At 69.9% G+C, this 21,630-nt stretch carries 21 protein-coding genes; 7 read left to right on the top strand and 14 right to left on the bottom strand.

Annotation, left to right across the window (positions count from 1 at the left end):
- Window positions 1-43: 43 nt before the first annotated feature.
- On the bottom strand, window positions 44-616 hold the full coding sequence (locus tag OG331_RS41165) for a helix-turn-helix domain-containing protein (RefSeq protein ID WP_406206533.1): 573 nt from the start codon (window positions 614-616) through the stop codon (window positions 44-46).
- Between the two features lie 107 nt (window positions 617-723).
- Between OG331_RS41165 and OG331_RS41160 the strand changes: the two genes are divergently transcribed.
- Entirely contained in the window at window positions 724-1,581 is an 858-nt protein-coding gene (locus OG331_RS41160) for an EamA family transporter (RefSeq protein WP_406206530.1), read from the top strand.
- Window position 1,582: 1 nt separating this feature from the next.
- Here the strand turns inward: OG331_RS41160 and OG331_RS41155 are convergent, their stop codons facing one another.
- Complete coding sequence (locus OG331_RS41155) at window positions 1,583-2,437, bottom strand: acyltransferase (protein WP_406206528.1); 855 nt, start codon at window positions 2,435-2,437, stop codon at window positions 1,583-1,585.
- A gap of 115 nt (window positions 2,438-2,552) precedes the next feature.
- Here OG331_RS41155 and OG331_RS41150 point away from each other — a divergent pair, with 115 nt between their 5' ends.
- Window positions 2,553-3,083: a gamma carbonic anhydrase family protein gene (locus tag OG331_RS41150; protein WP_406206526.1), complete on the top strand. Its 531-nt coding sequence runs from the start codon at window positions 2,553-2,555 to the stop codon at window positions 3,081-3,083.
- Window positions 3,084-3,152: 69 nt separating this feature from the next.
- On the opposite strand, the gene OG331_RS41145 is transcribed toward OG331_RS41150, so the two are convergent.
- The 4 genes from OG331_RS41145 to OG331_RS41130 all read right to left on the bottom strand — a co-directional run bounded on the left by OG331_RS41145 (window position 3,153) and on the right by OG331_RS41130 (window position 8,320).
- Window positions 3,153-3,797: a DedA family protein gene (locus OG331_RS41145; protein ID WP_406206524.1), complete on the bottom strand. Its 645-nt coding sequence runs from the start codon at window positions 3,795-3,797 to the stop codon at window positions 3,153-3,155.
- 74 nt (window positions 3,798-3,871) lie between these two features.
- The gene (locus OG331_RS41140) at window positions 3,872-5,419 is read right to left on the bottom strand and encodes a carboxylesterase/lipase family protein (protein WP_406206522.1); all 1,548 of its coding nucleotides are present in this window, start codon (window positions 5,417-5,419) and stop codon (window positions 3,872-3,874) included.
- 196 nt (window positions 5,420-5,615) lie between these two features.
- Complete coding sequence (locus tag OG331_RS41135) at window positions 5,616-7,475, bottom strand: RICIN domain-containing protein (protein WP_406206519.1); 1,860 nt, start codon at window positions 7,473-7,475, stop codon at window positions 5,616-5,618.
- Between the two features lie 407 nt (window positions 7,476-7,882).
- Window positions 7,883-8,320: a DUF4442 domain-containing protein gene (locus tag OG331_RS41130; protein WP_406210642.1), complete on the bottom strand. Its 438-nt coding sequence runs from the start codon at window positions 8,318-8,320 to the stop codon at window positions 7,883-7,885.
- 200 nt (window positions 8,321-8,520) lie between these two features.
- Between OG331_RS41130 and OG331_RS41125 the strand changes: the two genes are divergently transcribed.
- Entirely contained in the window at window positions 8,521-9,822 is a 1,302-nt protein-coding gene (locus tag OG331_RS41125; protein ID WP_406206516.1) for an MFS transporter, read from the top strand.
- On the opposite strand, the gene OG331_RS41120 is transcribed toward OG331_RS41125, so the two are convergent.
- The 3 genes from OG331_RS41120 to OG331_RS41110 form a co-directional block, all read right to left on the bottom strand.
- Window positions 9,784-10,629 (bottom strand): spermidine synthase, encoded by an 846-nt coding sequence (locus tag OG331_RS41120; protein WP_406206513.1) that lies wholly within the window; start codon window positions 10,627-10,629, stop codon window positions 9,784-9,786. The genes OG331_RS41125 and OG331_RS41120 overlap by 39 nt on opposite strands.
- A 35-nt stretch (window positions 10,630-10,664) precedes the next feature.
- Window positions 10,665-11,834, bottom strand: a complete 1,170-nt coding sequence (tuf, locus tag OG331_RS41115) for an elongation factor Tu (protein ID WP_406206511.1) — start codon at window positions 11,832-11,834, stop codon at window positions 10,665-10,667.
- A gap of 298 nt (window positions 11,835-12,132) precedes the next feature.
- Window positions 12,133-12,855, bottom strand: coding sequence for a DNA alkylation repair protein (locus OG331_RS41110; RefSeq protein WP_406206508.1), 723 nt, complete (start codon window positions 12,853-12,855; stop codon window positions 12,133-12,135).
- Window positions 12,856-12,904: 49 nt separating this feature from the next.
- Between OG331_RS41110 and OG331_RS41105 the strand changes: the two genes are divergently transcribed.
- Entirely contained in the window at window positions 12,905-13,699 is a 795-nt protein-coding gene (locus OG331_RS41105; RefSeq protein WP_406206505.1) for a TVP38/TMEM64 family protein, read from the top strand.
- A 25-nt stretch (window positions 13,700-13,724) separates the two neighbouring features.
- Here the strand turns inward: OG331_RS41105 and OG331_RS41100 are convergent, their stop codons facing one another.
- Window positions 13,725-14,894 (bottom strand): thiolase family protein, encoded by a 1,170-nt coding sequence (locus OG331_RS41100; protein WP_406206502.1) that lies wholly within the window; start codon window positions 14,892-14,894, stop codon window positions 13,725-13,727.
- Window positions 14,895-15,035: 141 nt separating this feature from the next.
- On the opposite strand from OG331_RS41100, the gene OG331_RS41095 reads away from it, so the two are divergent.
- The 3 genes from OG331_RS41095 (at window position 15,036) to OG331_RS41085 (ending at window position 17,294) form a co-directional block, all read left to right on the top strand.
- Entirely contained in the window at window positions 15,036-15,506 is a 471-nt protein-coding gene (locus OG331_RS41095; RefSeq protein ID WP_362378810.1) for a helix-turn-helix domain-containing protein, read from the top strand.
- A gap of 151 nt (window positions 15,507-15,657) precedes the next feature.
- Window positions 15,658-16,533, top strand: coding sequence for an undecaprenyl-diphosphate phosphatase (locus OG331_RS41090; RefSeq protein WP_406206500.1), 876 nt, complete (start codon window positions 15,658-15,660; stop codon window positions 16,531-16,533).
- Between the two features lie 464 nt (window positions 16,534-16,997).
- Window positions 16,998-17,294, top strand: a complete 297-nt coding sequence (locus tag OG331_RS41085) for a hypothetical protein (RefSeq protein ID WP_406206497.1) — start codon at window positions 16,998-17,000, stop codon at window positions 17,292-17,294.
- Window positions 17,295-18,149: 855 nt separating this feature from the next.
- Here OG331_RS41085 and OG331_RS41080 read toward each other — a convergent pair.
- From OG331_RS41080 to OG331_RS41065, 4 genes are all read right to left on the bottom strand, one after another.
- Window positions 18,150-18,965, bottom strand: coding sequence for a hypothetical protein (locus OG331_RS41080; RefSeq protein ID WP_406206494.1), 816 nt, complete (start codon window positions 18,963-18,965; stop codon window positions 18,150-18,152).
- A 197-nt stretch (window positions 18,966-19,162) separates the two neighbouring features.
- Complete coding sequence (locus OG331_RS41075) at window positions 19,163-19,363, bottom strand: hypothetical protein (RefSeq protein ID WP_406206491.1); 201 nt, start codon at window positions 19,361-19,363, stop codon at window positions 19,163-19,165.
- A gap of 86 nt (window positions 19,364-19,449) precedes the next feature.
- A complete protein-coding gene (locus OG331_RS41070) occupies window positions 19,450-20,769 on the bottom strand; it encodes an SMODS domain-containing nucleotidyltransferase (RefSeq protein ID WP_406206488.1) in 1,320 nt (439 codons plus the stop codon).
- On the bottom strand, window positions 20,766-21,362 hold the full coding sequence (locus OG331_RS41065; protein ID WP_406206485.1) for an SLATT domain-containing protein: 597 nt from the start codon (window positions 21,360-21,362) through the stop codon (window positions 20,766-20,768). The genes OG331_RS41070 and OG331_RS41065 overlap by 4 nt, the downstream gene beginning before the upstream one ends.
- Window positions 21,363-21,630: the final 268 nt, after the last annotated feature.

Below are 21,630 nucleotides of genomic sequence, written 5' to 3'. Positions count from 1 at the left end.
GAGCGCACGCTAACAGGACCGCGGAGGCTTCCGGCCGGGCGTCTCAGTGCACGAGGGGAACGGAGACCGTCAGGGTCATCTGCATCGGGACGTCGCCCTGATTGGCGTAGGTGTGCGGGGCGTTGGCGTCGAAGGTGACGCTGGAACCGGCCGCGACGCGGTACTCCACACCCTCGACGGTCAGGGTCAGTTCGCCCGTCGTGACATGGGCGATCTCGACGGTGCCGGCGGGATGCGGGTCCGATCCGCTGTTCTCGCCCGGCATCAGCTTCCAGTCCCACATCTCCAGCGGACCGGGGGCCTCCGTGCCGGCGAGGAGCCTGCTGTAGCTGCCCGCGTCGGTGTGCCACAGCCGGACCACCTGCTCGGGCGGGACGATGCGCACCTTCGGGCCCTGCTCGTAGTCGAGGAGGGTCGTGATGCTGACCCCGAGCGCGTCGCCGATCTTGACCACGGTGCCGAGGCTCGGGTTCGTGCGGGCCTGTTCGATCTGGATGAGCATGCCGCGGCTGACCCCGGCGCGCGCGGCGAGCGTGTCCAGGGTGAAGCCGCGCTCGGTGCGCCAGCGCTTGACGTTGCGCGCCAGGGACTGGGTCAGCAGGTCGAGGTCCGACACATTCCGTCCAACGTTGCGGAGTCCAATATTCTGGATGACAGGGTTTACCCCACTGCACTACGGTGGGATGCACCCGATCGTGCACCGAACTGTACTGCGAGGCACCCGTGACAGCACTCTTCGCCCTGGCCACCAGCCTGCTGTGGGGGCTGGCCGACTTCGGCGGCGGACTGCTGACGCGACGCACCCCGGCCCTGACCGTGGTCGTCGTCTCGCAGGGGATCGCGGCGATCGTGCTCGGCGTGATCGTCGTGGCCACCGGCGCCTGGAGCGAGGCCGGTGACCGGCTGTGGTTCGCGGTCGCCGCCGGAGTCGTGGGCCCGGTAGCCCTGCTCTGCTTCTACAAGGCGCTCGCGCTGGGCCCGATGGGCGTGGTCTCCCCGCTCGGCACCGTCGGCGTGGCCGTCCCGGTCGGGGTGGGCCTCTTCCTCGGCGAGCGGCCCGGACTGATGCAGGTCGCGGGGATCGCCGTCGCCGTGCTCGGTGTGGTGCTCGCCGGCGGACCGCAACTGCGGGGTGCACCCGTGCAGCGCCAGGCCATCCTGCTCACGCTGATCGCCGCCTTCGGCTTCGGCACGGTGTTCGCGCTGATCGCGGAGGCGTCGACCACCATCACGGGCCTGTTCCTCGCGCTCTTCGTCCAGCGTGTGGTCAACGTGGTGGCGGGCGGCCTCGCCCTGTACGCCTCAGTCCGGCGGGGCGCCGCCGCGCTCCCGGACGGCACCTTCCCCTGGCGCTCCCTGCCGGCGCTCGCCTTCGTCGGCCTCGCCGATGTGGCGGCGAACGGCACGTATGTGGTCGCCGCCCACCACGGCCCGGTCACGGTGGCCGCCGTGCTCGCCTCGCTCTACCCGGTGGTGACGGCGATGGCCGCGCGCGGTTTCCTCAAAGAGCGGTTGCGGGGCGTGCAGGCGGCGGGCGCGGGGCTCGCACTGGTGGGGACGCTGCTGCTGGCGACCGGCTGACTCAGGACTCCGCGTCCAGCTCGGCGAGTTCGACGGCCGCCGGCTCATCCGGCTTGGCCACCGCCTCCTCGTCCGGCCCGTCCAGCTTCGCAGCCGCCTTCTCGTCCAGCTCCGCCAGCTTCGCCACCGTCTCGTCGTCCAGCTCGGCCAGCGCCTGGAGCTGCTCGGGGGTGATCCCGTCGGGTATCGGCACGGGCGCCGGGGTCCGAAGCGGCGGCTGCCAGCCGTCGTCGGGGGTCCAGCGCCGTACGACTCGGGCGGGCGCCCCCGCCACGACGGCGTGGTCGGGCACCACGCCCCGGACCACCGCGCCGGCCGCGACCACGACGTTCCGCCCGATCCGTGCCCCCGGCAGGATCACCGCGCCGGTGCCGATCCAGCACCCGGGGCCGATCTCGACCGGCTCCATCCGCGGCCACTGCTTGCCGATGGGCTCGTGCGGATCGTCGTACGAGTGGTTCGTGGACGTGACGTACACGTACGGCCCGAAGTAGCAGTCGCTGCCGATGGTGACTGTCGTGTCGGCGATGACATGGCTGCCGCGGCCCAGCACGACGCCGTCCCCTATCCGCAGGATCGGCTCCGGGCCGAGGTCCAGGTCGGGCATCAGACCGGCCGTCAGCGTCACCTGCTCGCCGACGATGCAGTGGGAGCCGAGGTGGATCCAGGGTTCGCCGAAGACCGTGCCGAGCGGGAAGGCCAGCCGGGTGGCCTCGCCGATCGAGCCGAAGTGGAAGCGGCCGGGGTTCTCGGACGTCACCGAACCCGTGCGCTGCACCCAGGCCCAGCCCGCATGGACGGCGCGCTGCGTGAGGCCGCGCCGCCAGGACGAGAACGTGTTCTTGCGCTTGGGCACCCGCTTACCGTACTGAGCGCGCCGGGCCCTTATGCGGTCGAGGGCCTGTGATCTTCGCCCTACCGGGTGGCGTACGGTGCGCAGTGTCGACGACGTTTGCGGTGAGGAGAGGGCGATGACGCAGAAGGCGCTGGTCATGGGCATCGGGGGCCGGGAGCCGAAGATCGACGAGGCTGCGTTCGTGGCGCCGACCTCGTCGGTGATCGGGGACGTGACGCTGGAGGCGGGGGCCAGCGTTTGGTACGGCGCCGTCGTGCGGGGGGACGTGGAGCGGATCTCCGTCGGGGCCGAGTCCAATGTTCAGGACAACTGCACGTTGCATGCCGATCCCGGTTTTCCCGTGAGCATCGGTGCGCGTGTCTCGGTCGGTCACAACGCCGTGGTGCATGGGGCGACCGTCGAGGACGACTGTCTGATCGGGATGGGGGCGACTGTCCTGAACGGTGCGGTGATCGGGGCGGGGTCCCTGGTGGCTGCTCAAGCCCTGGTGCCGCAGGGGATGCAGGTGCCGCCCGGGTCGCTGGTGGCGGGGGTGCCGGCGAAGGTGAAGCGGGAGCTGACTGAGGAAGAGCGGCAGGGCGTCACGCTGAACGGAACCCTGTATGCGGACTTGGCGAAGGCCCACCGGGACGAGCACGGGGCGTAGCGGTCCTACGAGGTCCGCGGCCCGTCCGTGGCTGGTCGCGCCGTTCTCCACACCCCTTCAGGACGCGCTTCAGTCCCCGGCGGCCACCGGTTCCGGCTCCGCGTGTGCCGTCTGGGCCTTCTTCGCCTTGCGCTTGATGATCAGCATTGACGTCAGGCCGATCAGGACGGCTGCCACCAGGCCCAGCCACGAGAAGCGCTTCAGCCAGGACTCGGCGACCACTCCGACGTAGTAGATGACCGCGGTCGTGCCGCCCGCCCAGAGGATGCCGCCGAGGACGTTGGCGGTCAGGAACTTCCAGTACGGCATCCGCAGGACGCCCGCGAGGGGCCCGGCGAAGATGCGCAGGAGGGCGACGAAGCGGCCGAAGAAGACGGCCCACATGCCCCACTTCTGGAAGGAGCGCTCGGCGGTGGCGATATGGCCCTCGCTGAAGTGCTTGGGGAATTTCGCGCCCAGCCATGCCAGCAGTGGGCGCCCGCCCTTGCGGCCGATCGCGTAGCCGATGGAGTCACCGATGATCGCACCCGCGGTCGCGCAGGCGCCGAGCACGAAGGGGTCGATCTCACCGTGCTGGGAGGCGAGCAGCGCCGAGGAGACCAGGATGATCTCGCCGGGCAGCGGGATGCCCAGGCTCTCCAGACCGATGACCACGCCGACCAGTAGATAGATGGCGAGCGGGGGCACCGTTTCGAGCCATTCCTGGACGTGCAACGCCGCTTCCTCCCATGTCGTGCACCCTGTGGTTTCCCGGCGCACGCTCGGTCGTGAGCGTGCGCCGGGGCAGCCTACCTGTTCAGAGTGACGCTCTCGGAGTCCCACAGGTTGCACTGGTGCTCACGGTGCACACCGGTGCTCGGCACGTTCCCGCCGGCCGACGGTGTGCGCAGCGACAGCACCGTCCCGGGCCGGGCCGGCATCGCGGGCTGTCCTGTGGCGCGCGGCACTCCGTCGCGGACGAAGGAGCCCCAGTACTGGATCATCTGCCGCGCCAGCGTCCGCTGCTCCGCGTCCAGCGGTGACCGGAGCCCGAAGTGCTTGAAGAGGTACTGCACCTCGTTGACGTGGGTCGCACCGAAGTCGAAGTCGGTGCCGAGATCGCGCAGGGACGCGAACGGCGGGGAGGTGCGGTCGGCGAACTCGTAAGCGTAGACCTTGCCGCGCCCGGCGAGCGTGCTGTCGAGGCGGAGCGCCGGGCAGGCGAACAGCTGGTCGCCCTGGGCGGTGGCGTACGCGATGGTCGGCGAGGGGTGGGCGGACAGCGGGTAGCGGGCGAGGACCTCGTCGCCGTAGTCCTCCCGCATGACGGCCGGGTACTGCTCGGCGGTGAGCGGGGTTCCGCTCAGGTCGAACCGGGCGAAGGCGAACAGCCGGCCTTCGTCCTGGTTGGCCCCGTTCATGACCGGCACGCCCGCGGCCGCCCCGCGCGCGAACGCCTCCTCGGGCTGTCTAGGCAGGAAGTCGCCGCCGACCACGGGCGCCCAGTCGAACGCGCTCTGGGCGGCCAGGATCTCGGCGGCCGGCTTGGCACGCAGACACGCCAGGTCGGTACAGCCGAGCTTCTGTGCGAAGTCGGCACCCTGGGCCACGGCCGTCCCGTGCGGACGGGCGCCGCAGTCGCCGTACGCCCCGCTCTGGATGATCCCGGCCCTGAACAGCCCCTTCGCCGTCGGCGAGGCCAGCTGGGTGCAGACCGAGCGGCCGCCCGCCGACTCGCCCGCGATGGTCACGCGACCCGGATCACCGCCGAAGCGGCCGATGTTGGCGCGCACCCAGCGCAGTGCGGCCTGCTGGTCGAGCATGCCGAAGTTGCCGGAGACACCGTCGCGCGCCTCGCCGTCGAGCCCGGTCGTGGCGAGGAAGCCCATCGCCCCGAGGCGGTAGTTCACGGTCACGACGACGGTGCCGGTCTGCCGGGCGAAGGTGTCGGGGACGACGTCCTGACCGGCCCCGGCGGTGAGTCCGCCACCGTGGAACCAGACAAGGACCGCACGGCTGGCGACCCCCTCGGGGACATACACATTGAGGTCGAGGCAGTCCTCGGTGTGGCTGGGTTCCTCATAGCCGGGATCCCAACTCGCGCCCTGCACACATGTGTTGCCGAAGTCCTGTGCCGTACGCACCCCTTGCCAGGGTCGGACGGGACGCGGCTGCTTCCAACGGAGCTTTCCGACCGGCGGCTCGGCGTAGGGGATGCCGAGGAACTGCCTTCCCTCGGCGGTGGTTTCACCCCGCACCCAGCCCGCGGACGTGCGGATGACGGGCGGATCGGCGGCGGCTTGCGCGGGCACGGGCGTGACGAGCGCGGCCGCGAGGGCCATCAGCGCGACGGACATACGACGTAACACCGGTCCACCTCCACATTCGTTGACTGTCGAAGGTCGTCAAAGGTTCAAGCGGGGCTGCTGGGCGCGGCGGGAAAGCTATGAGCGTCAGTGACTCGTGTCAACGATCTGCGCAAGGAACGGCCGAATGACGCAGGGAACGAAGCAGGGGCCACCCCGGTGGGGTGACCCCTGACCGACTCAGGTCCTAGCGGAGTACGGAGTCGAGCGTCGCGCCGGCCGCGCCCACGACCGTGGAGACCGTGGCCGGCACCTTGGCCGGAAGGGCCACGACGGCATCGACGGGGGTGGCGGCCCCGGCTTCGTTGCCGGAGTCGTCCTGGACGTAGCGGGTCTCGTAGTGCGACTGCGGATCCCCCTCCGGCAGGTCCTGCTCATCGCGCGGAGACTCCGCGTCGGGCGGCTCGGGGACGGCGGTGCCCTGCGACTCGTGTCCGGGCTGCGCAGGTGCCCCGTTCTCCGGCCCCTGCTTCTCCTCCGGCTTCTCCCCTCTCTTCTCCCCTCTCTTCTCCTCGGTCTTCTCGTCGGACCCGGATCTCTCCCCGCGTACGTCCGCAAGCCCGCCGTCGAGCATCCAGCGCTGCGCCTCGGACCCGTCCCGTTCGGCGACCACCACGCTCACGCCTTCACCGGACGCAACGGCCAGTCCCCCGGAGCGGCGTGGCAGAAGTTCGCCGTGGACGGTGAGGTCGTAGCGCACCTCACCGGCGTGCGCGAGGCAGTCCGCCAGGACGACCGTGCCCTCGTCGGCGTCGGAGTCGAGGCAGAGGGTGGGGTCGGCGGCGCTGCCCAGCAGGCCGTTGTCCCGGTACGACCACTGCTGGGACGCGGCGGACGAGCACGCCGCCAGCTCGGCTCGGGCACCGGTGCGGACCTCGCCGTCGCTCAGGTCCAGGCACAGGCCACGGTCGAGATTGCGGAGTCGGCCCTGGGCGATCTCGACCGGGTCCTCGGCCGAGGCGGCCGACGGTGACCCGCCGGACGAGGGCGGGGGCACCGCGCCCGGACGGACGGTCTTGCCGCTGGGGGCACCCCAGGTGGCGCCCGGGGCGGGGACGCCGCTCTCCTCGGTCCAGCCCTTGGCCGTGAGCACCGTCACGAGCAGCGCGAGAGCGGTGAGACCGACCCCCATGGCGACGGCTTTCGGACGGACGCGCGGCGGAGCCAGGCGCTCCGGCCGGTGCCGCCCGCCGTGGCGCGGGCCTTCCCACGGCGTCGGCCCCGAGCCGCCCCGCCGGGGCCGGGAGTCGAGATAGCGCCGGGCGCCCCAGCCGAGCACGGTCTCGGCCAGCAGCACTTCGAGACCGCCCTCGAAGTGGCTGAGCTGCTCGGCGGCGTGACGGCAGTAGCGGCACTCCGTCAGATGCTGCTGGACATCGGGCAGCAGGGCTCCGCCCCGGCGAATGGGGACATCTAGAAGCCGGTTGTAGTAACGGCATTCCCGGCTGGGCGCGAGTTCGCCATGGGCGCGGACGCAACCCCTCCTGAATTGCTCGCGCACTCCCTCCAGTGCGGCCGAGGCGGTTGCCGCGTCCACCCCCAGCAGACCAGCGGGTATGGATATCGGTTCCGCCTCGACCTCGGTGTGCCAGAGAAGGCATTGCGAGGCCCCCGACAGAGCACGGAAAGCGCGTTCTGCGATATGCCGCCTTTCGGGCGTCACGGACCGCGCGGCACGAAGCCCGCGGCCGCCCGTCGGTTTGCCGAGTTCCGGCAGCAGAGCGGAAATTTGGCTGTCAGCCGCCCACTCCTTCACCAGATCCCTTACGGCGGTGAGGAGTTGGGGACGCAGTGCGCCGCCGCCCGGTCGGCCGAGCACGCGATGGAACGCGGCGGCGGCCACCATGGAGGCCGAACTCTCCGTGGACACCAGGCAGATGGCCGCGTAGTCGTGGGTGGCGCGCCAGTGCCGGGCCATCAGCAGCGCGACGGCATGAGCGTCCGCACCGGCCTTGCCGAGGCTCGCGACGAGATCGCGGTCGGACTCTCCGGGGCTCGCCCCGGGCCGTGGCGGGTAGGGCGGTCGTGGGGGGTGGGGGGATTGCACTGAACCAATTCCTTCCCGGCCTCAGGACGGCATGGGGAATGCACGCCCGTCGGAAAGCAGGTGCCTGATTGGTGCGTACCTAGGCCGCGTCACCTGTGGACCGGCTATCGGGGCCGCTCACTTTCGCACAAGCGACGCACAGGAAACAAGAAGTTCGAGTGACCAACGTTCAAAAGACAAGAAATTCAGAATAGTTACCGGCGGTATCCGCACCCGCATTCGATAGCACCGCCGAGGGACACACCAAGTTGTGTGCAACCAAGGACACTTGGTCCACGGAATCTTCAACTCCGCATCGATCGGCGGTATGAGGGCTGCCGGGCGGCCAGGACACAGAATCGGCCAGGACACAGAAGAGAGGCCCCGCACACTCGGCGGGGCCCCTCTTCGTGGTCGTACGGCTCGACTCAGCCGTTCGGCCTCAGCGTCCAGACGACGGTCATCGCTGCGGTGACGGCTCCGTCACCGCGCTGGATCTCGATGGCCACGGGAAACTCGGGCCGCTCCCCCGCGTCCAGCTCCGCGACGACGTCGGCGGCCGGACGGCCCAGCGTCGCGGTGGCGGTGACGGCACCCATGGCGAGCTTCTTGTAGGCGATCTCGGCCTTGACGGCGAGCGGGACGGCGCGCGAGAGCTGGTCGCCGAACGCGGCCAGCACGATCGCCCCACTGGCGGACTCTCCGAGCGTGAACATGGCGCCGGCGTGCGGCCCGCCCACGTGGTTGTGGAACTCGCCCTGGTCCGGCAGAGCCACCACGGCCTTCTCCGGCGTGGTCTCCAGGAACTCGAGGTTCAGGGTCCGGGCCATGGGCACGGTGGCGGCGAGCATCTCGCCGATCGACATCTGGTCTGCGCTCATGGCGGTCATGTTACCCATGAGTAGGCTCCGAGGAACAGGTCGTGTGACGGAACAGATAGGTGGTCCGTGTAAGGGGACTGCGATGGATGCGACGCGATGGACGCCGCACGGCTCGAAGCCGTCCATCCGACCCGTGACCTGCAATTCGTTTGGCAAATCGAGGACCGGGCGGCGATAGTCGGCCGGTGACCTCCGCCGCCGATCCGCCCCGCCGTTCCCGCCGCCCCGCCTGGGCGGGCCGCAACTACAGCCTGCTGACCGCCTCGGCGTTCGTCACGAACCTCGGCAGTCACGGCGCGCTGATCGCCGCGGCGTTCGCGGTGCTGGAGGCCGGCGGCGACGGCGGCGACGTGGGGCTGGTGGCCGCCTCCCGCACGCTGCCCCTGGTGCTGTTCCTGCTGATCGGGGGCGCCGTCGCGGACCGGGTCCCGCGGCACCGGGTGATGGTCGCGGCCAACGCCCTCAACTGTCTCTCCCAGGCCGTCTTCGCCGTGCTCGTCCTCGCCGGCGAGGCCCAGCTGTGGCAGATGATGCTGCTGACCGCCCTCGGCGGTACCGGGCAGGCGTTCTTCAGCCCGGCGGCCGAGGGCATGCTGCTGTCGTCGGTGCAGGGCGAGCAGGCGAGCCGGGCGTTCGCCGTGTTCCGGATGGCCATGCAGGGGGCAGTGGTCGGCGGTGCCGCGCTCGGCGGTGCCATGGTGGCGGCGATCGGGCCCGGCTGGGTGCTGGCGGCGGACGCGGTGGCCTTCGCCGTCGCCGGATCCATGCGGGCGTTCCTCGACGTGAGTCACATTCCGCAGCGCGCGCCGGGCGGCGGCATGCTCGCCGATCTGCGGGACGGCTGGCGCGAGTTCGCCGGGCGGCCGTGGCTGTGGGCTGTCGTCGTCCAGTTCTCCATCGCGAACGCGGTCGTCGCCGCGGCCGACGCGGTCTACGGTCCGCTGGTCGCCCGCGACCACCTGGGCGGGGCGGGCCCATGGGGCATGGCGCTGGGCTTCTTCGGCGCGGGCACGGTCGCCGGAGCCCTGCTCATGACCCGCTGGAAGCCACGCCGCCTGCTCCTCGCCGGCACCCTGTGCGTCTTCCCGCTCGCCCTCCCCTCCGCCGCGCTCGCCGTTCCGGCGCCGATCAGCGTGCTGTGCGCGGTGATGTTCCTCACCGGCGTGACGGTGGAGGTGTTCGGCGTCTCCTGGATGACGGCACTCCATCAGGAGATCCCGGAGGAGAAGCTGTCCCGGGTCGCCGCATACGACTGGTTCGGCTCGGTCGCCCTGGTCCCACTGGCGACGGCCCTGGCCGGCCCTGCGGAGGCGGCGGTCGGGCGCACGTCCGCGCTGTGGGGCTGCGCCGCGCTGGTCGTGGTCGTCACGGCGGGGGTCCTGTGCGTACCGGACGTACGGAACCTACGGCGCCGTACCAAGCAGGTCACCGCGAGCGGCCACCTCGGCTCAGCCGATGCTGAAAGCCCCGTTCGGGGGCTCGGGTGACGGTACGGCGTCCTCGTCCCGCACCGGCCGCGCCCCGCCGATGAAGTCCCGCAGCGCCGACCCGTGTTCGACCCTCGCCGGAAACGCGTCGGAGGCGGTCAGGCGGGCCAGGGCCGCCAGGTCGAGGGGCCGGTGCGCGGCGATGAGCACCGCGTTGCCGAACCGCCGGCCGCGCAGCACACCCGGCTCGGCGATCAGCGCCAGCTCCTCGAACACCGTGCCGTAGGTGGCGATCTGGGAGCGCAGGAAGGCGAAGGGTGCGGCATCGGCGAGGTTGGCCACATAGACGCCGCTCCCCCGCAGGACCCGGTCGGCCTGACGGACGTACGCGAGCGACGTCAGGTGGGCCGGCACCCGTGACCCGCCGAAGACATCGGCGACGAGCACGTCGGCCGAGTCGTCCTCGGCCGCTTCCAGCCAGTCCCGGGCGTCCCCGGCGTGCAGCCGGATGCCGACCCCGTCCGGAACCGGCAGATGCTCGGCGACCAGCTTCAGCAGCCCACGGTCGGCCTCGACCACGTCCTGCCGTGAGCCGGGCCTGGTGGCCGCCAGATACCGGGGCAGGGTGAGCGCCCCGCCGCCGAGATGGAACACGTCCAGCGGACGCCCCGCCTCGGCCACAATGTCCAGGACATGGCCGAGGCGGCGCGCGTACTCGAACTCCAGATGGGTCGGCTCGTCGAGATCGACGTACGACTGAGGAGCCCCGTCGACGGTGAGCAACCAGGCCCGCTTCCGATCGACGTCGGGCATCAGCTTGGCGGTGCCGTAGTCGACGGCGCGGGTGACGGGTATGGGATCGCTCACCTGCTCATTGTGCAGTCCCCGCGAACCGAGCGACCTCACACGACGGCAGTCACGGTCCCCGCTCCGACGGTCCTGCCACCCTCACGGATGGCGAACCCGAGCCCCGGCTCCAACGGCACCTCGCGCCCCAGCTCGACGGTCATCGCAACCGTCTCCCCGGGCCGCGCGACACCCACCTCACCGAGGTCGATGTCACCCACCACATCCGCAGTACGGATGTAGAACTGCGGTCGATACCCGGTGACGACAGGCGTCGTACGCCCGCCCTCACGGGCCGAGAGCACGTACACCTGCGCCGAGAACCGGCGCCGCGGCACCACACTCCCCGGCGCCGCCACGACATGCCCCCGCCGCACCGCGTCCCGGGGAACCCCGCGCAGCAGCAGCGCCACGTTGTCACCGGCCTGCGCCTCGTCCATCGGCTTGCCGAACGTCTCCAGGCCGGTGACCACGCTCTCCAGCCCGGCCCCGAGCACTTCGACCCGGTCGCCGACCCGTACGGTGCCCCGCTCCACGGCGCCGGTCACCACGGTGCCCCGACCGGTGATGGTGAGCACGTTCTCGACGGGCAGCAGGAACGGGGCGTCCACATACCGCTCCGGCATCGGAACGTACGTGTCCACCGCGTCGAGCAGCGCCTCGACGGACGCCGTCCACTTGGGGTCACCCTCCAGGGCCTTCAGCCCCGACACCCGTACGACGGGCGCGGCGTCGCCGCCGTAGCCGTGCTCGGTGAGCAGGTCGCGGACCTCCAGCTCGACCAGGTCGATGAGCTCTTCGTCACCCGCGTCGGCCTTGTTGAGCGCGACCACGATGTGGTCGACGCCCACCTGCCGGGCGAGCAGCACGTGTTCGGCGGTCTGCGGCATGATCCCGTCGAGCGCGGAGACGACGAGGATCGCCCCGTCGAGCTGCGCGGCGCCGGTGACCATGTTCTTGACGTAGTCGGCGTGGCCGGGCATGTCGACGTGCGCGTAGTGGCGGGTGTCGGTCTCGTACTCGACGTGCGCGATGTTGATGGTGATGCCCCGCGCGGCCTCCTCCGGCGCCCGGTCGATGCGGTCGAACGGAACGAAGGTGGAGGACCCGCGCTCGGCGAGGACCTTGGTGATGGCGGCGGTCAACGTGGTCTTGCCGTGGTCGACATGACCCATCGTGCCGATGTTCAGATGCGGCTTGGTGCGCACGTATGCCGTCTTGGACATGGCTGTACCTCGAAGTCTGTGAAGTCTCTGCAAAGGTGATCTCGCGTACGAGCGCTCTCGTGCGAGATCGGGACCCCAAGGACCTGCCGACCCTCCCCCTGCGGGGTCCGCCGGACTTTCCGGAGAGGGTCAGCTTCGGGCGCCGTCGACGGCGGTCAGGAAGACCGGAACGGCAGCCTTCGTGGCATCCGCGACTGCGGATGCTGCGAGGACGAAGGCGTGCCGGAACATGAGGTCGATCATCGTCGACGCCGTGCCCGGCGTCGAATGGTTTTTCGCGGATGGGGTGTTCGGGGCCTTATGCCCCGATGTTCTTCAGTGCCTCCCGCACCGACAGCGGCGCGAACCTCCCCCGCTCCCGCGCCAGGAACTCCCGTACGGCCTCCGGATCGGTCTTGGCGTACTCGCGCAGGCACCAGCCGATCGCCTTGCGGATGAAGAAGTCGGTGTGTCCGGACTGGCGCAGGCAGTAGGCGAAGAGGCGTCGGGTGTCGGTGTGGTCCTTGTAGCGCAGCTGGTGGAGGAGGGCGGTGCGGGCGACCCACAGGTCGTCGTCGACGATCCAGTCGTCCATGTCGGCGGTGAGCTTCGGGTCGGCCGCGACGAGCCCGCCGACGACGTGCGCGGCGAGTGCGTCGACGGTGTCCCACCAGGAGACGGTGGTGATGAGGTGCCGGGTCACGGGCAGGAAGCCGGAGGAACAGCGCCCCACGTGCCGGCGCAGATAGTCGACGGCGAAGTAGTGGTACTCGCGCTCGGGCAGCTCCCAGCAGCGCAGGGCGATCGCGGTGCAGTCGGCCTCGTCGGGGCGTGGTGTGCCCGTGAGGACGGCGCGGGAGAGGGCGCGGCGCTCGGGGGTGGGGATGCCGAGGAACGGGGCGACGTCTTTCATGTACGCCCGGGCGCCTGCAGCGCGCAGCGGGTCCGCGGCTGCGGCGTACGTGGCGGTGAGCCGCTCCAGGACCGTGTCGGCCAGACCACTGCGGGGAACTTCCGTTGTTCCCCCTCCTGTGACGCTCATGAGACGAACCATACGGCGATCACACATCTTTGTCGGTTAGTGTCGCCGGATGCTCGACGATGCCACCACCCGCTCTGGGGGCACCGCCAAGGCCTCTTCCCGGGCCGCCGCCACGGAGCTCGCAGTAGCCGCCCCCGCAGCCGTAACCGTTCCCGTCCCCGTGCCCGCGGGCTTCGCCGCGCGCTGCACGAGAACGCTGCTGTCGCCGTGGTCCCGGCTGTCCCTGCTCCTGGTCCTGCTCGCGGCGGCTGCTTCGTCCGTGCTGCTCTTCGAACCTCAGAAGCTGCTGGCGAACGGCTGGCCGCCCCACGTTGCGGGCCCGGCCGCGGTGGTGTTGTTCGCCGTGGCGTACGGGCTGATCACGGTGGCCTTCGTGCCACGGCCGCTGCTGAACCTGGCGGCGGGCGCGCTCTTCGGCTCCGAGTGGGGCATCGGCGCGGCCATGGCGGGCACGGTGCTGGGGGCCGGGATCGCCTTCGGGCTGGGCCGGTTGCTCGGCCAGGAGGCGCTGCGCCCGCTGCTGCGCGGCCGGTTGCTGAAGGCGGCGGACGGCCAGTTCAGCCGGCACGGCTTCCGGTCGATGCTGGCGGTGCGGCTGTTCCCGGGTGTGCCGTTCTGGGCCGCGAACTACGCCGCCGCCGTCTCCCGCATGGGCTACGTGCCGTTCCTGCTCGCGACGGCCATCGGATCGATCCCGAACGTCGCCGCGTACGTCGTCGCCGGCGCCCGTGCCTCCACGCCGACGTCGCCCGCCTTTCTGATCGCGCTCGCCTGCATCGCCCTGCCTGCGCTGGCCGGCGCGGTGGTGGCGTGGCGCAAGCGCCACCACCTGCGGGGCCGCTGAACCGTTTCGCCTGCTGCGAGGGCGGCTACGCCGACTCCAGGATCATCGCGTTGGCGAGTCCGCCCGCCTCGCACATCGTCTGCAGGGCGTAGCGGGCGCCGCGCTCGCGCATCGCGTGCACCAGGGTCGTCGTCAGTCGGGTGCCGCTGGCGCCGAGCGGGTGGCCGATCGCGATCGCGCCGCCGTGCACATTGACCTTGGCGAGATCGGCGCCGGTCTCCTGCCGCCAGGCGAGCACCACGCTGGAGAAGGCCTCGTTGACCTCGAACAGGTCGATGTCGCCGAGGGACAGGTTCGCCCGGCGGAGCACCTTCTCCGTCGCCGGTATCACCCCGGTGAGCATGAGGACGGGGTCCGAGCCGGTCACGGCGAAGCTGTGCAGCCGGGCAAGGGGGCGCAGGCCGAGCCGGGCGGCCGTCTCACCGGACGTGATGAGCACGGCGGAGGCGCCGTCGTTGATGGGGCTCGCGTTGCCCGCGGTGACGTTCCACTCGATCTGCGGGAAGCGCTCGGCGAAGGCGGGGTCCTGGTAGGCGGGCTTGAGGCCGGCGAGGATCTCCGGGGTGCTCCCGGGTCGTACGCACTCGTCGCGCGAGACTCCGTCCAGGGGCGCGACCTCGGCGTCGAAGAGGCCCTTGTCCCAGGCCGCGGCGGCCTTGTGGTGCGAGGAGACGGCGAACGCGTCCATCTGCTCCCGCGTGATCGACCACTTGGCCGCGATGAGCTCGGCGCTGATGCCCTGCGGGACGAGCCCCTCGGGGTAGCGCTCGACGATGCCGGGGCCGAAGGGGTCCTTGCCGGGCGGCACGTTCGACCACATCGGCACCCGGCTCATCGACTCGACCCCGCAGGCGACGACCATGTCGTACGCGCCCGCGATGACGCCCTGGGCGGCGAAGTGCACGGCCTGCTGGGAGGAGCCGCACTGGCGGTCCACGGTGGTCGCCGGGACCGTCTCCGGGAAGCCTGCCGACAGGGCGGCGTAGCGGGTGGTGTTCATGGCCTGCTCGCCGACCTGGTCGACGGTGCCGCCGATGACGTCGTCGATCAGCGCCGGGTCGACGCCCGAGCGCTCGACAAGGGTGCGCAGGGTGTGGGCGAGGAGTTCGACGGGGTGGACGTGCGCCAGGGCACCGTTCGGCTTGCCCTTGCCTATCGGGGTGCGTACGGCTTCGACGATGACTGCGTCACGCATGGTGCGGGCCTCCTTGGCCGCCGGGGTTCCCGCCGGCGCGATTACCGGTGAGTAGGAAAGTCCAACTCACCATAGCCTGGCGAGTTGGAAAATCAAACCCTCCCAGTTGGAAAGTCGAACCCTCCCCCTAAACTGAACCCCATGGCCGCCACCAAAGACCCGCGCCCCTGTTCCATTGCCGACGCACTGGCGCTCGTCGGCGAGAAGTACTCGCTGCTCGTCCTGCGCGAGGTGTGTCTGGGCAACGGCCGCTTCGACCAGCTCGTGCGCAACATCGGCGCCCCGCGCGACATCCTGGCCACCCGGCTGCGCCGCCTCGTCGACGCCGGCATCCTGACCAAGCGCGCCTACAGCGAGCGCCCCCAGCGGTTCGAGTACCGGCCCACGCCCGCGGGGCTGGAACTGGAGCCGGTCCTGATGACCCTCATGGCGTGGGGCGACCGCCACCTCCGCACGGACGGCGACCGCCCCATGGTGATCGAGCACACCTGCGGCAACGAACTGGTCGCGGTCGTCACCTGCCGGGCCTGTGGCGGCGCGGTGCACCACCAGGACCTCACGGCGCACCCCCAGGCGCCCGGATGGACGGTGACGGGACCGACGGCAGCCTGAGGCCCGGTGCCGCGGCCGGAGCCAGGCCCCTGTGCCGGAGCCGACTTCGAGGGACGCTACGCTGCCCCTCGACACCCGCGATCACTGCGCCGCCGACGCGGTGTCCCCCCTTCATCCCTTGCCACCATCAGCACTTGGACTCCGTAACTTCATGTCTTGGTTTGAATCCCTCATCCTCGGACTCGTCCAGGGGCTGACCGAGTTCCTCCCCGTGTCCTCCAGCGCGCACCTGCGACTGACCGCGGCGTTCTCGGGATGGGAGGACCCCGGTGCGGCCTTCACGGCGATCACGCAGATCGGCACGGAGATTGCCGTACTGATCTACTTCCGCAAGGACATCGGGCGGATCATCTCGGCGTGGCTGCGCTCGCTGACCAACAAGGAGATGCGGCAGGACCACGACGCCCAGATGGGCTGGCTGGTGATCGTCGGCTCGATCCCGATCGGCGTGCTGGGCCTGACGCTCAAGGACCAGATCGAGGGCCCCTTCCGCGACCTGCGCATCACGGCCACGATGCTGATCGTCGTCGGCATCATCATCGGCATCGCGGACCGGCTGGCGGCACGCGACGAGTCGGGCGGCCGGCACCGCGCCGCCAAGCAGCGCAAGGGACTTGAGGACCTGGGCGTGAGGGACGGCCTGATCTTCGGCCTGTGCCAGTCCGCGGCGCTCATCCCCGGAGTCTCGCGCTCCGGCGCCACCATCAGCGGCGGCCTCTTCATGGGCTACTCCCGCGAGTCCGCGGCCCGCTACTCCTTCCTCCTCGCGATCCCGGCCGTACTCGCCTCCGGCCTGTTCGAGCTCAAGGACGCGATGGAGAGCGACCACGTGTCCTGGGGCCCGACGATCTTCGCGACGGTGATCGCCTTCGTGACCGGCTACGCCGTCATCGCCTGGTTCATGAAGTACATCTCGACCAAGAGCTTCATGCCGTTCGTCTGGTACCGCATTGTCCTCGGTGTGGTGGTGATTGTGCTGGTCAGCATGGGTGTGCTCAGCCCGCATGCGGGCGAATCCGGCGGCTGAACCAGGGCCGCACAGGTAGCGCTATCTAGCATTTTCTAGCGCCTGATTGCAGCACCACGCCATGATCATCTCCCACTTGTCTCCCACTCATCTCCCACCGGGGAGGCGGGATACGCCCCACGAGGACGTGTGCGTCCGCAAAGTAGGGGATGACACGGAAGGGCCCGCACGGACGTGCGGGCCCTTCCGCACAGAGGGTAGAGCGGGTCAGCTGAGGTTCATGTCCGGCCAAGGCCGCGACCCTCGCCACGCGGAAGCGCAGCCGCTCATCCACCGTGTCCCAGGCAGCACCCGGTGAGGTCGTCCAGCGCGGCGCCCGTGAGGATAAGCCAGCCGAGGCGCGCTTCCATGTCCTCCCACGTGTGCGTCACCTCCACTCCCTCACCGTGCAGACCCGTGCCCCGTACACCGCTATGGCGACTTCCCCCATGTCCCCGTTGATCGCGAGGACCTGGAGGAGCCGGATGCCCCCAGCCGCCGGTGATCCCATCCGGCGCGCGGCCCTGGAGCTGGTGCTCCACCACCGCCGCGCCGTGAAGGGCCTCCGCGACCTCGCCCAGCTCCTGACTGATTTTGAGCACGCGCACCGGCTCCGCCGCACGCCGCCCATCCCCGAAAGGCCCCTCCACCAGACCGACTCACGGACGCTCCTCGCCCGCCGTTCGGCCCATGAGATCTGCACCGTCCCGCGCTACCGCGCACCACGCCGTGGGCCGAGCCACACCCGATGGTGGCCCGAGGGCCGGCACACCGGGATATGACTGGACGACGAGGACATCGTCTGCACTCAGGTCAGCGCGGGCCGTCTGCGTCGTCGTGCTCTTCGCCGACTGGGAGTGGCCGACGGTCGTCCCCCCGGGGTCCTCGCTGTAGGTAACCGCGGAGGATGCTCCTCGGAAGTTGAGCCTGAGCTGCTCTTCTGACGGAGCATCAATCGGGTGGGAGGGCCGGTCACCCGGCCCTCCCACCCGATTGATACGTCGGCGTCTCGCCATGGACATCTTCGAGTTCCGGTGGTGTCCCTGAGGAGACGTCTCACTGCCACCGGCCGGACGCGACAACGCCACTGATCGCCGAAGCCCCCAGCAAAACACCGATGAGACCCGTCAATGCACCAGCCGGGACACGCATCGGCCTCCACCAAGACCCTTGACGGCCTCACACGAGTACGCCCAGTCCCCGACTCGGAACAGCGGCGCGGGAGCGGTCAGCCGGTTCGCCACCAGTACCTCGATGACCTGACCGTGCGTCAGGTCCGCCCGCGAATCCGGTGGCCGCAGCCCGTCGACGATCCCACGACGTCCAGCCGACGCAGAAACTCGGCAGCGACAGGCAGAGCGCCCAGGCGCTTGATCACCACGGACTCAACCTCCACGCGAGGGCGTTCCGTCCGCCCGGACGACACTCCGGACCGTCTACGAGACGGTCCTCAAACCAAGCGGTTGGCTGCGGAGACTGCGGGTCGGGCAAGGACGGCAGAGCTCGACCTGGTACCTCGGCGACTGCAGCCAACCCCAAAGCCCCTGCTCCCGCTCTCCCGACTCAGGGCGGCGCCAACCTGGAAGACCGACAGCGACCTCCGGGCTTCCTGCCCCTCAGGAGCGGACAGACCGTTCTCAGACCTCCCGGGGATCTTGCTGGTCGAGCGCAGCCAGCACGCGAGTCGGATCGTCGATCAGATCGAACAGGCCGCTGGTCCGTCGCGCCCACTGCTCAGGATCCTCTCCCTCCGCGAACGCCGCGGCCGACGCGAACTGGTCCTGGAGGTTGACCGGCAGTCTGCCAGCCAGGAACGCACCGAGCTCTCGGCCCAGGACGGCTCGCGACGAAGACGGCCGCATGAAGCGGGCCAGCTTGCCGGTCGCCGGGACGACGGTGCCGCTCACTCCCTCGAGAGCCGCAACGGCATCGCGCACCCAGCCGCCATCCCAGGTGTCGGGGAGCGGAACAGCGATCCGCTGAACGCTGGCGATCGCGTCCCTCCCCAGCGCGAGCGAGAGCCCTCCCGGATCCTCGTGGAAGTTCAGGTAGCGGGCGACGTCGACGCCCGGCGGGCAGACCTCGTCGAGCCCGACGTCGCCGACGAAGTTGCTGGGGTCGACGAGCCACCCCTCCCGCACCACGACGGATGGCTTCAGACGGACCCGATACAGATAGAACTGGCTGCGCTGGTTGGCCTGGTCGCGGATCCGGCGCAGCATGTTGTGGACAGCGGCCTCGTACGTGCCGACGTGGAGAGCCTTCGCCCGCTGGCGCGCGGCCCACGCGGAAACCCGCTGCTCTCCGCCCATCCTCCTGCGGGTCTCGGGAGTCAAGACGGCTGCCGGGTCGAAGTGCCGCGTCGGCCAGTCCGGCTGCGTGCTCGTGTGGTACCAGGAGAACTGCGCGAACCCGTCGTCGTCGAGCGCCGGGTCGCCGGAGTCGAGCGTCACCCGAGGCGAGTCCTCGTGCTCGCAGGCCATGCCGCAGCCGGGGCAGGTCTCCTTCGCCTGCTCCCACCGATCGATCCAGTCCAGATCGACGCGCCACCGATGATCGCAGCGCCCACAGAGCATCTGCCGCTCGCGCCAGAAGTCAATCCGCCGTTCCACGGCACCATTCTCCGGAAGCGTCTGACGGAGAACCAGCCTCAGCCGAGGTCTCGAAGCCGCCGGAACTCCGCTTCCGCGGCATCTGCTTCGTCGCGGAGCAGGCCGACGATCTGCTCTGCGAACCTGCTGGGATCCTCGGAACGCAGCTCAGCAGCGCAGCGAACGCCGTACCACTTGCCCGCGAAGGCCATCTCGGCGTTGAGCAGGGACTCGGACATGGCTGCGAGAGAACTGCTCATGCTTCAACCCTACGGGCGGATGCGCCTGATGCGACGAGACCCCGGCAGATTCGGCGGGGCCTCGTCGCGCTCCGAGGATCCGTTCCCTACAAGACGTTCGCCGTCTTTACGCTCGTGTTACTGACCGGCACGTCGATCCGGTCCCGAGCGACGACGACCCCGTCCTTGACGACGTAGCACTCGACGACGTGCTCGCCCTTGAAGTCCGAGTGCTCGATGCGGACTCCCCGCTTGCTCGAGTCGACGATCTGGCCGCGGATCTTGTCCCGCCGCTCGGCTTCCGGACCACGATTGAGCACCTTCCACTTGAGTGTGTAGGGCTCCCCGACCGAGCAGCTGGTGACCACGAACCTCAAGCTCTTGTCGGCCTTGAGCAGGATCCCGCCGCGACGCATCGCGCGGAGCCAGGTCGGACGCCATCCGGCCTGCGTGACCTCGCAGTCGATGGACACTGTCTCGGAGACGTCGACCGGGAACTCGTCCTCGATGAACTCCTCGGTGTCCCTGAACGACCGGGACGACTCGCTCGCGCTCTTCGCCAGCGGCACCGACGTGCCGAAGACCTCGCGCCACTTCTTGTTGGCGGACGTCTTGCCTTCGTCCGCGATCGCCTCGAGGCATCGGTTGTACGCCTTCTTCGCCTTCGGCTGGAACGGCGCCTTGACGTGGACCCGCTGCCGGCTGCCCAGCGCCAGGTAGTACTCCTGCTCTGGTTGATCTTTGAGGAATTCGAAGAAGTCGCGGGCCATGAGGTCGAACGAGCCTGTGCCCGCTGCGTCGTAGTCGTCGGTCTGGTCGAAGAAATTGTAGACGAGGGTGTCGATGAGCAGGCCGCCCATGTTTACGCCGTTCGCGTTCTTCCATGCCCGTGCCATCCGGGCGAGGTGGCGCATGTTCGTCGAGGTGCGGTCGTTGCACTCCTTGGTCGCGGCGATCTCCTCGCGCGGCTTGGTGACCTTCCAGCCCTCAGCCTTCGTGTCCGGGTAGTCGAAGCTGCCATCGGCGTTCTCGAATGCCGGCTGGACCTCGAACTTGAAGGCGTTGGACGTGAACCGCACTCGGACGACGCACTGGTCGACGCGGATCTCCGTGTTCTTGTACCGCGCCTTGAGGTCGTCGCGAACCCTCTCGAGAATCCTCCGCGGGCCGGTGTGCCCGTCGTAGCTCGACCGGATCCTGGACGGAAGGATGAAGATCATGTCGAGGTCGGACAGGCCCTTGATCGCGGTGTGCCGGCCGAACGATCCGACCATCAGCTTGTAGTCGGTGCAGCTGTCCTTGTCGCGGAAGTCCTTGTTGAGCGCCTTCGTGATCTCGTCCCGGCGCGAGGCGACCGTCGTGGCCAGCTCCCCGACCTTCAGGTTCTCGAGCAGCGTTTCGAAGATCTCTGAGGTCTTCATCGTCATGCCTCGCCTTCGCCGAGCCGGAGCGCCTCCGGGAGGAAGAGGTCGATCTCGCGCGAGGTGAACGTCATCTCCTCGTTGTTCTGAAGCCCACCCTGGGCGCGCGTGAACGCCCTGCTGCTCGTCCTGGGCGCGTCGGCGTACGCGTCGCGCGCGGCCTGCTGCAGCTCGTCCCGCCGCTCTCGGCCCTCCGCGCCCGAGACGGTGCCGGACATCAGGTCGGCGATGAGGGAGATGTAGGACTCCCGGACGTCCCACAGCCGAGAGGCGATGCCGCGGTGAGCCTCGGACTCCTCCTCGAACTTGAAGGTCTTCGTCCCAAGGCTCATCCAGCTGACCAGGAGCGCGATAGAAGAGGTCGCGAGGCTCGTCAGCACTGCGTTGCCGAGCAGGCCGACCACCGCGGCAAGGAAGGTGCCCGAGCTGATCGCGGTGAGAGCAATGAGGACGCCCTGCTGCCACCGGTGCTTGGTGAAGCAGATGTCCGCCTGCTTCTCATGGGTCTTGTGGCTGTAGACCACGCGCCCGAAGGCCTCTCGCATCTGCGCCAGAAGGTACGGGTCGCGGTCAGGCACCGCGTCGCTCTCGGGTGTCAATTCGTTCCTACTCGGTCGAGGACTCCTGGACATGCGCCTGAAAGTCAGTTGCACATCTTCTGAGTATGGCGGCGACCACTGACACTCCGACCGACTTGAGCTACCTCCCGTTCAGGCCGCGCTCGATCCGGCCCGCCCTGCGGCCCTCTCCTGCTTCGCGCAGGTAGAGGAAAGCGGTGGACACGATGCCGCGGAGCCGCTCGCCTTCCTTCTCCGCGGCGGCCTCGCGAAGCTCCTGGCTCCAGGCCCGGGCGAGAGCGAGGCTCAG

The organism is Streptomyces sp. NBC_01017 (assembly GCF_045162795.1).
Classification (GTDB): domain Bacteria; phylum Actinomycetota; class Actinomycetes; order Streptomycetales; family Streptomycetaceae; genus Streptomyces; species Streptomyces machairae.
The sequence above is the reverse complement of the archived record's forward strand: the minus strand, read 5'-3'. Positions and strand labels throughout refer to the sequence as shown.

What these genes read in the sequence shown, in the direction of transcription:
- OG331_RS41150 (WP_406206526.1), top strand. Translation starts at nt 2,553, where the DNA reads ATGACGCAGAAGGCGCTGGTCATGGGCATCGGGGGCCGGGAGCCGAAG.
- OG331_RS41140 (WP_406206522.1), bottom strand. Translation starts at nt 5,419, where the DNA reads ATGTCCGTCGCGCTGATGGCCCTCGCGGCCGCGCTCGTCACGCCCGTG.
- OG331_RS41130 (WP_406210642.1), bottom strand. Translation starts at nt 8,320, where the DNA reads ATGTCGATCGGCGAGATGCTCGCCGCCACCGTGCCCATGGCCCGGACC.
- tuf (WP_406206511.1), bottom strand. Translation starts at nt 11,834, where the DNA reads ATGTCCAAGACGGCATACGTGCGCACCAAGCCGCATCTGAACATCGGC.
- OG331_RS41110 (WP_406206508.1), bottom strand. Translation starts at nt 12,855, where the DNA reads ATGAGCGTCACAGGAGGGGGAACAACGGAAGTTCCCCGCAGTGGTCTG.
- OG331_RS41105 (WP_406206505.1), top strand. Translation starts at nt 12,905, where the DNA reads ATGCTCGACGATGCCACCACCCGCTCTGGGGGCACCGCCAAGGCCTCT.
- OG331_RS41100 (WP_406206502.1), bottom strand. Translation starts at nt 14,894, where the DNA reads ATGCGTGACGCAGTCATCGTCGAAGCCGTACGCACCCCGATAGGCAAG.
- OG331_RS41095 (WP_362378810.1), top strand. Translation starts at nt 15,036, where the DNA reads ATGGCCGCCACCAAAGACCCGCGCCCCTGTTCCATTGCCGACGCACTG.
- OG331_RS41090 (WP_406206500.1), top strand. Translation starts at nt 15,658, where the DNA reads ATGTCTTGGTTTGAATCCCTCATCCTCGGACTCGTCCAGGGGCTGACC.
- OG331_RS41085 (WP_406206497.1), top strand. Translation starts at nt 16,998, where the DNA reads ATGCCCCCAGCCGCCGGTGATCCCATCCGGCGCGCGGCCCTGGAGCTG.
- OG331_RS41075 (WP_406206491.1), bottom strand. Translation starts at nt 19,363, where the DNA reads ATGAGCAGTTCTCTCGCAGCCATGTCCGAGTCCCTGCTCAACGCCGAG.
- OG331_RS41070 (WP_406206488.1), bottom strand. Translation starts at nt 20,769, where the DNA reads ATGACGATGAAGACCTCAGAGATCTTCGAAACGCTGCTCGAGAACCTG.